Origin of the sequence: Paractinoplanes rishiriensis, assembly GCF_016862375.1 — a bacterium.
Taxonomy (GTDB): Bacteria; Actinomycetota; Actinomycetes; order Mycobacteriales; family Micromonosporaceae; genus Actinoplanes; species Actinoplanes rishiriensis.
On record NZ_BOMV01000026.1, the window covers coordinates 23,191 to 35,710 of the forward strand.

Below are 12,520 nucleotides of genomic sequence, written 5' to 3' on the forward strand. Positions count from 1 at the left end.
TACAGTCGACAAGCACTGGGGAACGCACCAAGGGCGTGGAGTGCCGATTTTTCGCCCGGCTTTGATGAGGTGTTTCCAGGTCAGGTCCACACTCTTCCGCATCGCCAGGTGAGGGGAAATCCATGTCTGGTCCAGGTCGGGCTTTCTTTGACGAGCAGGAGATTCGTAACGTCCTCGCGGCAATGGAGGGCACACTCACTCGTTACCGGTACGACACTTCCCAGGACGAGTCGTTCGTATATCGCTTCGAACGCGAGGCGCAGCGAGTCTTCGGCAGCCGGCATTGTCTGGCTATGAACAGCTGTACGTCCGCGTTGCTCTCCGGCCTGGGTGCGTTGGGAATCGGTCCTGGTGACGAGGTTATCGTTCCGGGCTACACCTTCATCGCATCGATCGCCGCCATTGTCTATGCGGGTGCTACGCCGGTCCTGGCGGAGATCGACGACACCCTGAACCTCGATCCCGCCGACGTCGAGGCGAAGATCACGGATCGCACCAGGGCCATCATGGCCGTGCACATGCTGGGTGCCGGCGCCGACATGCAGCGGCTGGCCGACGTGGCGGGCCGGCACGACCTGCACCTGGTCGAGGACGTCGCCCAAGCGTGTGGCGGCAGCCAGCACGGCCGCCGGCTGGGCGCGATCGGAGCGTTCGGTGCCTTCTCGCTCAACTACTTCAAGGTGCTCACCTCCGGCGACGGTGGCTTCCTGCTGACCGGCGACGAGGAGCTCTACCGGCGCGCGTATGGCATCCATGACCACGGCTTCCGCCCGTTGCGCGACGGAGCCTCCGACGACACCGCCCTCTTCGGCCTGAACCTGAGGATGTCCGACGTGACCGGCGCCATAGCGCTGGCGCAGCTGGGCAAGATCGACACTGTGCTGAGCCGCACCCGCGAGGTGAAGGCCCGGCTGGTGGACGGCATCGGGGCACTGCCCGGGGTGCGTCGCCGGCGGCTGGTCGACGCGGACGGCGACTGTGCGCTCGTGCTCGCCTACATCTTCGACAGCGCGCAGGATGCCGCGCGCGTCGCCGGCGAGTTGGACACCGCACCACTCGTCCGGTCGCATCGCCATTACTACGGCAACATGGGCCAGCTGGGACGGCTCGGCAAGGACGGAACCAGCGGATCGGCACCCTTCCGGCGGCCCAGCGGCCACGAGCAGGCCTACGAGCCCGGAGCGCTGCCGGCGACCGATTCGCTGCTGTCGCGCACCATCGCGATTGCCACCGGCACGTCGGACTGGTACTCCGCCACCAGCTTCGGCGCGACGGTGCGGAGCAGCGACGGTGAGATCGACGCCATCGCGGAGCGTTTCCGGCAGGCCGTCGAAAGGGTGTGTGGGCGGTGAAGGTCCTCAGCCTGGCCGACGTGCCACGAGAACCGGCTACGCTGCCGGGCTGCCTGACGGCGACGGTCGGCTTCCTCGCCGGTGCGACCGGTGCGCAGGACCTGTCGGTCGACCTGATGTCGATCGCGGCGGGCGGCTTCGTGCCGTCCCACCCCGGACGCCGGGACCAGACCTGCACGGTCGTGTCCGGGTCAGGCTGGGCGAGTGGTGCGGACGGTGTCTGGATCCCGATCGGTCCGGGGGACACGCTGGTGTGGCCCGTCGGCGAGGACAGGGGCTGGCGCAGCGACGTGGGCCTGACGATGCTGTCGATCCGGGCTCACGGCCTGCTGAGCCAGCCGGAATCATGACGCCGTCTCCGTATGATCGCCCCGGGTCGGACGCGCATGACGTTCCGGCCGGCGCGGCGGTCGTGATCGTCGGTGGAGGATTCGCCGGGCTGGCACTCGCGGACGAGTTGGCCCGGCGCGGGAACGAGGACGTGCTCGTCGTCGAGGCCGGTTCCGACGCTGGACGGGAGCACTATCGCCAGGAGTTCGACGAGGCGACAGCCACCTCGATGTGGCTCGATCCGGACAGCGACAAGCACGCGTGGAGGCCGTACGAGTCGACCGGCCTCGCATTCGCCGGCGTCTCCGCGGTGCGCCGGCGGCTGGGTGGACGATCCCTCTACTGGCACGGCATGGTGCTCCCCATCGAACCGTGGGCCCTCACCAGCCCGGACTGGCCCGCCTCCGTGGTGAGCGACCTGACCGTGGAATGGGAGAACGGCCGGCCGCTGTACGAACGGACCGTCACCCGGCTGGCCGGCTGGGCCAACGGTTCGCCCGCCACGTCGTTGTCCAGCGGGCGAACCCTCGACCTGGCCGGCTACCGCTTCACGGAGGCACCCCGCGCGGTGCGCCGAAGCCCCGACGGCGGTCGCTGGCGTGCCTATTCGCCCTTCGAGCAGTGGAACGGCAGCACCGCGATCCTCTGCGAAAGCCGGGCGGTGGAGATCCTGATCGATGCCGGACGGGTCCGTGGAGTCCGCGTCGAGCGCGGCGGCCGGCGGCACGACATCGGTGCCCGCGTCGTCGTGCTGGCCTCGAGCACGGTGGAGAACAGCCGGCTGGCAATCCAGGCTCTGACCGGCCTGGGCCGGCTGCCCGACGCCCGCCTGACCGGTCTGGTCGACAAGGTGGCGCAAGGGTTCGTGGCCACGTTCGATGTGGACCACCTGCCCGACGGGCTGCGCGGCGCGGCGGACGACGGCGGGGTCTACGTCTCGCCCAACCCGGAACTGAGGTCGAACACGTTCCTCAGTCTGCGTGTCAACCAGCACGGGGTGGGCGTCGTCGACGCGTACCTCATGGGCGAACAGACCCGCGGCAGCCATGGTGCGATCTGGTGTGATCCCGCCGGCGACACACCGTGGCGTACCCATGTGCGGTGTTCGCTGGGTCCGGATGACGTGCGGCTCGTCGCGGCGCAGCGCACCGAGTTGCAGCGCCTGTACGACGCCGTCTGCTCGGCGATCGGCACCGGCTGCCCGTCCGCCACTCTGAGTTTCGCGAACGCGGACGAATTCGGGTCGGCGGACCTGCCGGACATCCTGCGGCGGGCCGACGCTCTCCGGCTCCCGCAGGCCCCGTACACCTATGCCTTCCCCCTCGGGTCCGAGCAACACGAGGCCGGCACGCTGGCGGTGGGCGAGTTGCTCGGCGACGACTTCCAGTTCCGGGCCGTACCGGGCCTCTACGCCTGCGGACCCAGCACGTTCCCGCGCACCGGTGCCGCCAACCCCGTCCAGACCATCCTCGCGCTCGCCGCCCGCACGGCGGCGGCACTCACCGGGCGGTCCGGACCGCAACGGGGCGGCCATGAGTAACGGATCCCCGCCGGTGCGACGGAGTTCCTGCGTCCTGCTCACCTGTGAGGACGGACTCGGCGACGCCGCGATCGCCTTCGCGGGCCAGCTCTTCGACCTGCGACTGGTGGCCAGGTACCCCGATCCCACCGCCAAGGGCGTGCCGGACGAGCTCGGGGAACTGGTACGCAGCGAGAAGATCGACTATATCTTCAGCTTTCTGTCCCCGGTCATCGTGCCGAAGTCGATTCTCGGGTGCGTCCGGCTGCCGATCAATTTTCATACGGCGCCACCGCGTTGGCCCGGCATCGGCGGGCCGTGCTTCGCACTCTATTACGGCGATACCCGTTATGGTGTGACCGCCCATGTGATGGAGCAGAGAGTCGACACCGGGGACATCCTTCGGGTCGATTCCTTCGACATCCTGGACACCGACACGCAGTCGAGCCTTCTGGAACGGACCCGGTACCGCGCGTTGTCGGTCTATTACGACGTTCTCGCGGAGTTGGCCAAGACCGGCACCATCTCGCCCAGCGGCCACCGCTGGGAACGTGAGCCGTTGTCCCGGAAAAGCGTTGACGAACTACTGACACTCTCCATTACCGACAGCGCCGAGAAGGTCGCCTTGAGCATCCGGGCCGGTCGAAATCCGCATTTCCCCGCTCCGGTGCTGTCCTGGCACGGTTATCGTTTCGCCTACCTGGACGCGGACGACTCATGACTCGACCATAAGATTGCCGAATGAACGATCGACGGACACGGCGCTGGCTGATTGCGGCCCCGCACGCGGCGGGCCCCGCGGACACCCGGACGGTCGTGCTCCACGCTGATGAGCCGCTGAGTCAGCATGACGTGCCGTTCCACGAGGCGATGTCCGCGGACCTGGAGCGGGCGGCCGAAATCGAGGTCTGGCTGCCGCCCTACCGGGGTAAGGCGCTGGTGCCGGTTCTGGCGTGGCTGGCGGCCGAGCGCCTCGCCGGCCCGGACGCCCAGGTCAGTTGGCACCTCGACCGTCAGCAGGGCCCGGACTCGATCGCTCGAATGCTGAGCGGCCGGGGTTGGACGCAGCTGGAGAAGAAGCGCAACGGCCGGAACGTCGTGCTCGGCAGCCGCCCTCCGGCGGAGGCGGATATTCCCCCACCCGAGGAGTTCGCCGCCCGCATCGGCGACCGGGACCTGACTTTCGAGGCCGATTACGGAGTCTTCTCCCCGAAGCGGATCGATGACGGCACCGCGCTTCTGGCCGAGGTCGCGATGCGCGAGCCGCCGGTCGACTCGGTCGCTGACATCGGGGTGGGCTACGGGCCGCTGGCCATCGCCGCGGTGGCCAACGGCCTGGCCGGCAGTGCGGTGGCCACCGACGTCGACGCTGTTGCACTATGGCTGGCGCAGCGCAATGCCGTGCGCAACGGAGTGACACTTTCCGCGGTGTGCAGTCCGGACCCGCTGGCGGTACCGATGACGGAACTGACCCTGTGCAACATTCCGACGCACATCGATGTGAAACAGACGGAGGCGCTGATGACCGCGCTGACCCGGCGCGCGAGCCACGGTCGTCTCCTGGTGGTCGTACACCGCAGCATCGAGCACCGCTACGTGCGACCCCTCGAGAAGGCGCGCTTGCAGGTGGAGCGACACCCCGGCCCGAATCACACCGTACTCCGGGCAACGGCCGGCTGATCGTCCAGCCGATGGAACCAGTTTTCGTACCGGGTCCGAAGACCGGCGAACCGTCGTTCGAAACGCCGTTCGGACTGCTGTGTGACCGCGATGGCACGATCATCGAGGACCGTCCCCGGTACGTCCGCTCCCCGGCGGACATCACTTTCCTCCCCGGTGCCGCCGGGGCGCTGAGCCGGGCCGTCCAGGTCGGATTCACCGTCGTGCTGATCACCAACCAGTCGGCCGTCGGACGGGGCCTCCTCGCGCTGGCCGAGGCGGTTCGGTTGAATGAGGTCTTCGTCGCGCAGCTGACCGCCGCGGGTGTTCCGGTGGCCGGCACCCTTCTCTGCCCGCACGCGCCGGATTCGGGCTGTCCTTGCCGCAAACCGGCTCCCGGCATGGTGCTGGCCGCACTGCGCCGATTCGAGCTCGATGAAAAGAACACCATTCTGGTAGGTGATGCGAAGCGCGATATAATGGCGGCCCACGGCGCCGGCGTGCGCGGGATTCTCGTTCGGACAGGCCACGGCCGACGCGCCGAGCACGACGTCGCAAACGACCCGGTGCTGGCCGGCACCGACGTGGTGGACAACCTTGACGAAGCGGTGCGACTGGCCGCGCGGCACCTCGGCCGGTCGAATTAGGGCCGCCCGCCGGACTCCGGTTCACGGAAGAGATCAAAATCACGCGGACCGACGTCGATCCGGCGGGTTGCGTCGTGCGTTGTTCCGCAGTCTGACCGGCCGCAACGACGCGGTGTTCGACTTCGCTGGGAGGTTCCTGGGAAAGGCTACCTTACTACCGTTGAATTGACGCTTGTCGCGCCCAGTCTTATCCTTCCCATGGATGTACAGGTCGTTGTTTTCGGTGTCCGAGTTCGAATTCGAGTTGGGTTCGGACCCGGCAAGTCACCACGGGGGACAGTGCTTTGGTTGCTCCACGGGTCCATTACAGTCTGTTGACTGGTGCGTTTGTTCAGGACTACGAACCGTTGCGGGTCTACATCTACAAATCCGGTTCACTTCCGCATGTGATGCTCAATCCGATTGCAAAGGCGCTGCTCCACGATGACCCGCGGTTCCAGGAGGGCCGCTGGCTCTACGAGCTGACCACGGACCCGGACGCGGCCGACATCCTCACGCCGCCGTACGACGTCGCCTACTTCGAAGACCGGATCGATGAACTGCAGTCGGCGCTGCCGCACTATTCGGGTGCTGCGGAACGCCACGTGTTCTTCGACTCCAGAGACGATCCCGCCATCCCGGACTTTCTCGCCGAGTCGGTTTTTCTCAAGGCGTCGCTGCACTCGGCTGCCGCCGGCCCGCGCCGCGTCTGCCTTCCGTACACCGAACGGATCGACAACTTCTTCCCCCGGTTCGCCGAAGAGCCGGAGCTGCGCTACGACGTCTCCTTCGTGGGGGAGGTCTCGCAGACGCGCGAGCCGATCATCGCCGCCGTGCGGGCGTCTGGCCTGCGCGCGCGCGTCGTCGATCGGCGACAGAACTACTACGGCCCGCCCCAGCTCCGCGGCGCTGACCGGCTGGAGACGGCGGGGACGCCGCAACGGACGAAATGGCGTAAGGAGTTCCTCGACATCACGATGCGGTCCCGGTTCGTTCTCGCGGTCCCGGGCTACGGCCTGAACTCGTTCCGCTTCTACGAAGCGCTGTCGCTCGGGGTGCCCCCGCTGCTCATTGACGAGAACGCGGCCCTTCCGTTTCCGCAGCACATAAACTACGACGAATTCTGCCTCCGGCTGTCGCTGAGCGACGACAACCTGAGCGAGTCCATCAAGGGAGCCGTGGAGGCGGTCGGCGACGAGCGCTGGCAGCAGATGCGGAAGCTGGCGCGGCACACCTTCGACACCTACCTGTCCACCTTCAATCTGCTGTTTCTCCTGTACCAGGCCATCCGGGAGTCGACCGCGGTGGGTCCGTTGAAGTGATCGGCGTAGCCGCATAGGTGCCGGGCTGACGGCGGCCCCGGGTCCCGGGGTCGCCGGCCGGTCCGCGCGATCACGAGTACAGGAAATCCGTCAGCGGTTCGACGGCGAGGTCGGTCTTCCCGCCGGTCACGGCCACGAGATCGGCCAGCTTCTCCGCGAAGACCTCGGGCGGGTAACAGAACCGCGGCCGCATTGCCGCCCGTACCTCGCGCACCGGGTCGGCTGCCGCCGCCGGATCAACGTCGTCGACGATCACGTCCCGCATGACGCGGGCCAGGACCGGCAACGACTCGGGGCTGATGCCCAGGTAGGTGGCCTCGTTGAGCCCCAGCCGGATTCCCGGCCCGCCGAGACTGGGCAGCGGGTTGAACGGGTTGACGACAAGACCCGCCTGGAACAGCTGGGAGCCGGCCGCGTGCGGCTCCCGATGGCTCGCGGTGTCGACCCACACCTGGTGGTTGCGGGTGAAGTCGGCGCCGTGACGCTGCACCCCCAGCCCTTCGGCCGCTAATGCCTCGGCGAGCAACCGGGCGTTCGTCACCACGGCGGCGGCGTACTCCGCCCCGCCGCACTCGAGAAACTCCACGAGCGAGATGGCCAGCGCGACCACGTCGCTCATGTGGTGGTGACTGACCATGTTGACGGCTGTCATCGTCAGGCGGTCGGACACCTCCGCGTCGTTGGTGAAGATGACCGCCTTGTGCGGACCCGGGAAGGTCTTGTGCGTCGAGCCGCCCCAGCTGTCGGCGCCGCAGGCGAGCGGGTTGGGCAGCTGACCGCCCCAGATCAGCCCGTTGACGTGGCTGGTGTCCACATGAATGTGGACCGGCCGGTCGGCCGCCTGCCGGACGCACTCGACGACCGCCGTGAGGTCCAGCGGTATCAGCGACGTCGCGTGATCGATGTAGATGAGGCTCGGCTTCTCCCGCGCCACCATGTCGGCCAACGCCTCGAGGTCGAGGGTGGCCCAGTGCCCGAACGGCAGGCCGAGCGGGCGAAAGCCGAACTTGCGGGCGACGTACGCCGTGTCGGGGTGGCCCCCGTTGGCCACCGGAACCGACAGCACCGCGTCGCCGGGCTCCCCGCCGAACGCGGCGAGCGCCGTCGTCATCGCCGTGAGGCCGCTGACGTTCCGCACGTCCACGTACCGGGCCTGGCCGACGCGTTGCAACAGCGGGATGAGGACCTCCTGCTGCACCCGGCCGACGATGCTGCCGCCCTGGAAGCTCCACCGGCCGAACACCTCGTGCTCGTCGAAGAAGTAGCGGCTGTATCCGTCGGACAGGTACGCCAGGCGGGCCAGCGGCGACAGCGTGTTCTCGCTCGGGATCAACGAGATCGAGTTCCGGAATTTGGTCTCGTGGTCCACGAGGTGCTGGAACAGCAGTTTCATCGACGTCACGGTGAGCCCTTCATCGCTCGGGTGCGGCAGCCGGGAGGCGCTGGAGGAAATCGGTCAAGTGGTCGACACACGCTTCGCGCAGGCGGGCCGTCTCGGCGTCGTCGGCGATGTCGTAGGCGCCGGCCACCACGCCGTCCGGTATCTGCCTGCGCGCGGTACGCGGGTTCAACGGGAACATCGGAAAGTCGGGATCCGCCGGCACCGGCTGACTGGCACCGGCCGGGATGGGAGCGACCCGGGTATCCGCCTGAACCTCGTACCAGGCGGCATGATCACAGACGCCCAGCCCGCGCTCCTCGGAGATGCGCCGGGATTCGTCACGCATGCCGTCCCAGCAGTTGTAGTAATAGACCGACAGCCCGTCCCGGTCGATCTGCGCCTCGGACAGGACGCCGGTGATCACCTCGTTTCCGCCGTGCCCGGTGGCGAACACCAGCCGGCGGAAACCCTGCCGGTACAGGCAGTCGATGATGTCCTCGACGATCGCGCACATCGTGGAGGTTCGCATCGACAGCGTACCCGGGAAGTTGATCGCAAACGCCGAGGGACCGAACGGCACCACCGGGGTTCGCAGCACACCCACGCGCGCACACGCCTGGCGCGTGACGTAGTCGGCGTAGATGCTGTCGCTGGCCAGGCTCAGATAGCCGTGCTCCTCGGTGGCACCCATCGGGATGAGCACCCGAGTGTCCGCCCGGACCCGCTCGGCCACCGCCAACCAGTTGAGCTCGGCGAAGTCGGTCGGCGCAGCATCCCGCTGCGGCGCCGTCACGCCGCGCCGCTTCGCCGGTCCGGCTGGAACAGGGTCGGCAGTTCGACCACCTGGTTCGAGCCCTTCGCGCACGCCTCGTAGATGTGCATGACGTGCCAGGCATCCTCGAGCCCGCCGATCTCGATGCTCTTGTCGTGCAGCAGCTGGGTGGCGAAGTAGATGATCTCCTGGGCGTAGCCCTGCACGAAGAGGTTCAGGTTGTAGGGCTGGCCGGAGTAGCAGTCCATCTCCCAGTGCAGCGGCGCATCCGCCAGCGGGCTGGTGAAGTCCGGGATCCGGCCGTACTCGTATTCGCCGACGCCCCGGTGGCCCGGCCGGTAGTAGGTGATCCGGGTGTTGTTCTCCACCACGACGTTGGCACCCTGGCCGACGACCTCCAGGCGCTCCATCGGACTGGTGCCCGACATTCCCCACGGCATGTGCAGGACGCCGGCCGCACCGTTGGCGAACTTCATGGTGAAGATCGGCTCGCCGTCCGGCCCCTCCTCGGTGTAGAGCCGGCGGACCGGCCCCATCAGACGCTGCAGCACGGACGCCGGGTGCACGATGTGGTCCAGGAACCAGTGCATCGCGTCCAGGTCCTGCCGCTGATCCTCGGGCGGCAGCTTCTCCGGGTCGCGCAGATACAGGGTCGTCGGGGCGCCGAACTCGGGCTGGGCGAGGATCTCGGCGACCTTGGTCACGCTGGTGCTGAACATCTTCATCAGCCCGATGCCCACCTGCTTGCCGGTCGCGGTGCTGATCCGGTGGAGCTCCTCGATCTCGGCCACGCTGGATGCCGGCGGCTTCTCGATCCACACGTGCCGCCCCGACTCCATGACGAGCCGGGCCTGCTCCGGGTACCGGGGCCGGCCGTCCTGGTCGTACCCGGTCGCCAGCAGGACCGCGTCGACGTCGGCGGAGCCGAGCAGCGCCTCCAGGCTGGTGTAGGTCTCCGCCGCCCCGAACTGGCGGGCGTACGCCTCGGCCCGCTCGGCGACGACATCCGCGACAGCGACCAGTTCGACGGGCGCGTACTGGAACGTCGGCAGGATGTTGCGGAACATCTGGCCGCCGCAGCCCACGACGGCGACCTTCAGCCGGCGGGAGTGCTCGAACGAGAATTTGATCTTGCTGCTGAACATCAATCGTCCCTTTCTCGGCCATCGACGGCCCGGATCGGTGCGGCCGGCCGACGGCCTGCGCGATGGTGTTGTTGCGGTGCTTCAGCGCCGGCTCGACGGGGCGCGGCGGGGCGTCACGACGACGCGCCGGCGGATGCGCCGGTCAGTACATCGAAGCGGTTGAACCAGGCCACCCCGTCGCGCCATCCGATCGACTCGGGATTGACCCACTCGACGCGCTCCTCGCCTTCGCCGGCCCGTTCGCGGTGGAAGTACAGGAATCCCTCGCGCTCGCGCTGCTGTTCCTTGAACCACTTGCTGAACGCGCACTTGCGGCAGAATGCCGAGTCGTCGTTGCGGTCCCGGAAATGCCGGGCGGTGGCGCTCTCCCAGATCTCGTCCAGGGTCTGGGTGCGAAGGTCACCCAGCACGACTTCACCGTTGTAGTCGTGGCAGCAGGGCACGATCCGGCCGTCCCAGAGCGCCACCAGGGCCGTCCAGGGCAGTGAGCACGGCGCCGTGTAACCCGGCGCGGTCACCTCGCCGATCTGTTCGATGTACGAGTCGTCGAAGTCCCACCGGCCCAGCCGGATGACGACGCCCCGGTCCACCCCGACTTCGGCGCAGTAGTCGATGAAACGGTTGGCCTCGTCGCGGTTCGCGTCCATATTGATCATTTGCAGGGTGATCGCCGTGTCGTAGCCGCCCTCGTTCCGCAGCCGTACCAGTTCACGGATGTGGGTGTCCGCCAGCGAGGCGCGGGCGACCCGTCCGCGGATGCTCTTGTACGTCTCCGGATCCAACGAGTCCTGCGACAGCAGAAGGCTCACGATGCCCGACCGCATGAGCTGTTCCGCGAGCTGCGGCCGCAGGCTCGGCGGGTTGCACGACAGGGCGGTGCGCACCCGCATGTCCCGGGCGAAAGCCACGGCGTCCGGCAAGCCCTTGTGCAGCAGGGACTCGCCGAAGTGGTGCAGCGCCAGATAGCGCTGACGCCCGGCGACCTGGGTGATGAGGGACGTGAAGACGTCCATCGACATGTCGCCGAGCTCGCGCGTCATGGAGATGGTGCGCGGGCACATACCACAGGTGTAGGGGCAGCGGTTCGTCATCTCGATCTGGTCGATGACCGGCAGTGCCTTCGCCTGGTAAGCCGACAGCGACGACAGGTGTGTGTCAGCCGCGTCCGCGGAGTCGAAAACCAGACGGTGGCGGGTGGCCAGGTCGCGGCTCATCCCTTCCGGAAGCGCGGCCCCGCTGTCGTAAACCGACTGCAGCGCGGGGACGAAATCCTCCGGAGCAATGAATTCCGCATTTTCCAGGTGGTTCTTCACGGCAAATCCGCCGACTATGGGGCGATAGCTCCAGAAAGGATGAACGTACATGACGTCTCCTACTCCGGACCACGTCTGCCCGGATCAGATTCCGAGGACGAAGTCCTATCCCGATGTGGTTGTCGACATGGTTCGGATACGCCGTAAAGCCGTACGCGCCACCCGGTGACGTCGAATTAAAATCGTGCCGGCGCCGGTGCTTTCCCGCATCGTCGCGTGGCACACCGGATCCGCCGGAAACGGCGCCTTCAGGTTCTGGTTGATCTCCATATCTTCTCCTCGGCCGGCTGCACACGGACACGCGAATTGTGGTCAGCCGTTCTCCGCGGTCAGGATGTGCCAAGAGTGCTCCACGTCCAGCGGGCCGGCAGGCGAGTCGGGATGGCCGCGACCGTACCGGTCGATGATCACCCGCTTGGCGGCGGCGGCCTGATCGTCGAGGCGGACCGCCCGGAGCTCCAGTGTGTACCGGCCGATGATTCGTTTCAGTGGCGCGACGAGACCCTCCACCTCGGCCGCGCCCAGTGCCGCGGGCGCGAAGAGGACGAGCCGGCTGCCCGCCGCCGTGGCCTCGGTGGCACACAGCTCTCGCACGGCCGCCTCGAACGGCGAGCCGCCGCTGCCGGCCGGCAGCCAAATCTCCGCGATGCCCTCGAAGATGGCCGCCAGCCGCTCGCGTAACCGCTGCTGGACGGGGCCGTCAATGGCATCGTGGCCCAGGGCCGGGCCGGCGGGGAGGCGAACGGACTGGACACCGAGTAGCCGCATCGCGGCCTCGTCCAGCTTGTTGCGAGCGACCCGGGCGTCGTCGCCGACCTCGGGCGCGATGCTGACCACTATGGAGCAGCCAAGATAGAGGCGCCCGGCCGCATACCGGGCCACGTCGCCGGGAGACGTCGACACCACGACCGCGGACGGTAGGACGCGTCCGACCGGGCTGATGCCGACGACCGTCGGTGTTGCCGTCATGGTCGCGGGGTGGTGGCGCCGACGCTGCGGATCGAGCAGACGAATCGTCGAACGACGTTCCAATGATCTGGCGCGCGTACGCTGCCCGGAATCTGCTCTGTGGTTGCACAGTGAATGTGCTGTTTTGTTGCA

General features: G+C 67.7%; 13 protein-coding genes. 7 read left to right on the plus strand and 6 right to left on the minus strand.

Going from position 1 to position 12,520, the window contains the following annotated elements:
* Window positions 1–182 precede the first annotated feature (182 nt).
* The 7 genes from Ari01nite_RS13360 (at window position 183) to Ari01nite_RS13390 (ending at window position 6,808) form a co-directional block, all read left to right on the plus strand.
* On the plus strand, window positions 183–1,352 hold the full coding sequence (locus Ari01nite_RS13360) for a DegT/DnrJ/EryC1/StrS family aminotransferase (protein ID WP_203781525.1): 1,170 nt from the start codon (window positions 183–185) through the stop codon (window positions 1,350–1,352).
* On the plus strand, window positions 1,349–1,702 hold the full coding sequence (locus Ari01nite_RS13365; RefSeq protein WP_203781526.1) for a cupin domain-containing protein: 354 nt from the start codon (window positions 1,349–1,351) through the stop codon (window positions 1,700–1,702). The genes Ari01nite_RS13360 and Ari01nite_RS13365 overlap by 4 nt, the downstream gene beginning before the upstream one ends.
* On the plus strand, window positions 1,699–3,222 hold the full coding sequence (locus Ari01nite_RS13370) for an FAD-dependent oxidoreductase (protein ID WP_203781527.1): 1,524 nt from the start codon (window positions 1,699–1,701) through the stop codon (window positions 3,220–3,222). The genes Ari01nite_RS13365 and Ari01nite_RS13370 overlap by 4 nt, the downstream gene beginning before the upstream one ends.
* Window positions 3,215–3,922 (plus strand): formyltransferase family protein, encoded by a 708-nt coding sequence (locus Ari01nite_RS13375; protein ID WP_203781528.1) that lies wholly within the window; start codon window positions 3,215–3,217, stop codon window positions 3,920–3,922. Before Ari01nite_RS13370 ends, Ari01nite_RS13375 begins: the two co-directional genes overlap by 8 nt.
* Before the next feature lie 20 nt (window positions 3,923–3,942).
* Complete coding sequence (locus tag Ari01nite_RS13380) at window positions 3,943–4,881, plus strand: methyltransferase (protein WP_203781529.1); 939 nt, start codon at window positions 3,943–3,945, stop codon at window positions 4,879–4,881.
* A gap of 11 nt (window positions 4,882–4,892) precedes the next feature.
* Window positions 4,893–5,507, plus strand: a complete 615-nt coding sequence (locus Ari01nite_RS13385) for a D-glycero-alpha-D-manno-heptose-1,7-bisphosphate 7-phosphatase (protein ID WP_203781530.1) — start codon at window positions 4,893–4,895, stop codon at window positions 5,505–5,507.
* Between the two features lie 347 nt (window positions 5,508–5,854).
* Complete coding sequence (locus Ari01nite_RS13390; RefSeq protein WP_203781531.1) at window positions 5,855–6,808, plus strand: exostosin domain-containing protein; 954 nt, start codon at window positions 5,855–5,857, stop codon at window positions 6,806–6,808.
* Between the two features lie 70 nt (window positions 6,809–6,878).
* Here Ari01nite_RS13390 and Ari01nite_RS13395 read toward each other — a convergent pair whose 3' ends face one another.
* From Ari01nite_RS13395 to Ari01nite_RS13420, 6 genes are all read right to left on the minus strand, one after another.
* On the minus strand, window positions 6,879–8,201 hold the full coding sequence (locus Ari01nite_RS13395) for a PLP-dependent aminotransferase family protein (protein WP_203781532.1): 1,323 nt from the start codon (window positions 8,199–8,201) through the stop codon (window positions 6,879–6,881).
* 19 nt (window positions 8,202–8,220) lie between these two features.
* The gene (locus Ari01nite_RS13400) at window positions 8,221–8,982 is read right to left on the minus strand and encodes a creatininase family protein (protein ID WP_203781533.1); all 762 of its coding nucleotides are present in this window, start codon (window positions 8,980–8,982) and stop codon (window positions 8,221–8,223) included.
* Entirely contained in the window at window positions 8,979–10,106 is a 1,128-nt protein-coding gene (locus tag Ari01nite_RS13405; RefSeq protein ID WP_203781534.1) for a Gfo/Idh/MocA family protein, read from the minus strand. Before Ari01nite_RS13405 ends, Ari01nite_RS13400 begins: the two co-directional genes overlap by 4 nt.
* Before the next feature lie 113 nt (window positions 10,107–10,219).
* Window positions 10,220–11,470: a radical SAM/SPASM domain-containing protein gene (locus Ari01nite_RS13410; RefSeq protein ID WP_203781535.1), complete on the minus strand. Its 1,251-nt coding sequence runs from the start codon at window positions 11,468–11,470 to the stop codon at window positions 10,220–10,222.
* A 54-nt stretch (window positions 11,471–11,524) separates the two neighbouring features.
* Window positions 11,525–11,689 carry a hypothetical protein gene (locus Ari01nite_RS13415; RefSeq protein ID WP_203781536.1) on the minus strand — a complete coding sequence of 55 codons (165 nt, stop codon included), beginning with the start codon at window positions 11,687–11,689 and terminating at the stop codon, window positions 11,525–11,527.
* A 42-nt stretch (window positions 11,690–11,731) separates the two neighbouring features.
* The gene (locus Ari01nite_RS13420; RefSeq protein WP_203781537.1) at window positions 11,732–12,388 is read right to left on the minus strand and encodes a hypothetical protein; all 657 of its coding nucleotides are present in this window, start codon (window positions 12,386–12,388) and stop codon (window positions 11,732–11,734) included.
* Between the last annotated feature and the right edge of the window lie 132 nt (window positions 12,389–12,520).

Coding starts and splice junctions, on each gene's coding strand:
- Ari01nite_RS13360 (WP_203781525.1), top strand. CDS start 183: ATGGAGGGCACACTCACTCGTTACCGGTACGACACTTCCCAGGACGAG.
- Ari01nite_RS13370 (WP_203781527.1), top strand. CDS start 1,699: ATGACGCCGTCTCCGTATGATCGCCCCGGGTCGGACGCGCATGACGTT.
- Ari01nite_RS13375 (WP_203781528.1), top strand. CDS start 3,215: ATGAGTAACGGATCCCCGCCGGTGCGACGGAGTTCCTGCGTCCTGCTC.
- Ari01nite_RS13380 (WP_203781529.1), top strand. CDS start 3,943: ATGAACGATCGACGGACACGGCGCTGGCTGATTGCGGCCCCGCACGCG.
- Ari01nite_RS13385 (WP_203781530.1), top strand. CDS start 4,893: ATGGAACCAGTTTTCGTACCGGGTCCGAAGACCGGCGAACCGTCGTTC.
- Ari01nite_RS13395 (WP_203781532.1), bottom strand. CDS start 8,201: ATGAAACTGCTGTTCCAGCACCTCGTGGACCACGAGACCAAATTCCGG.
- Ari01nite_RS13405 (WP_203781534.1), bottom strand. CDS start 10,106: ATGTTCAGCAGCAAGATCAAATTCTCGTTCGAGCACTCCCGCCGGCTG.
- Ari01nite_RS13410 (WP_203781535.1), bottom strand. CDS start 11,470: ATGTACGTTCATCCTTTCTGGAGCTATCGCCCCATAGTCGGCGGATTT.
- Ari01nite_RS13415 (WP_203781536.1), bottom strand. CDS start 11,689: ATGGAGATCAACCAGAACCTGAAGGCGCCGTTTCCGGCGGATCCGGTG.
- Ari01nite_RS13420 (WP_203781537.1), bottom strand. CDS start 12,388: ATGACGGCAACACCGACGGTCGTCGGCATCAGCCCGGTCGGACGCGTC.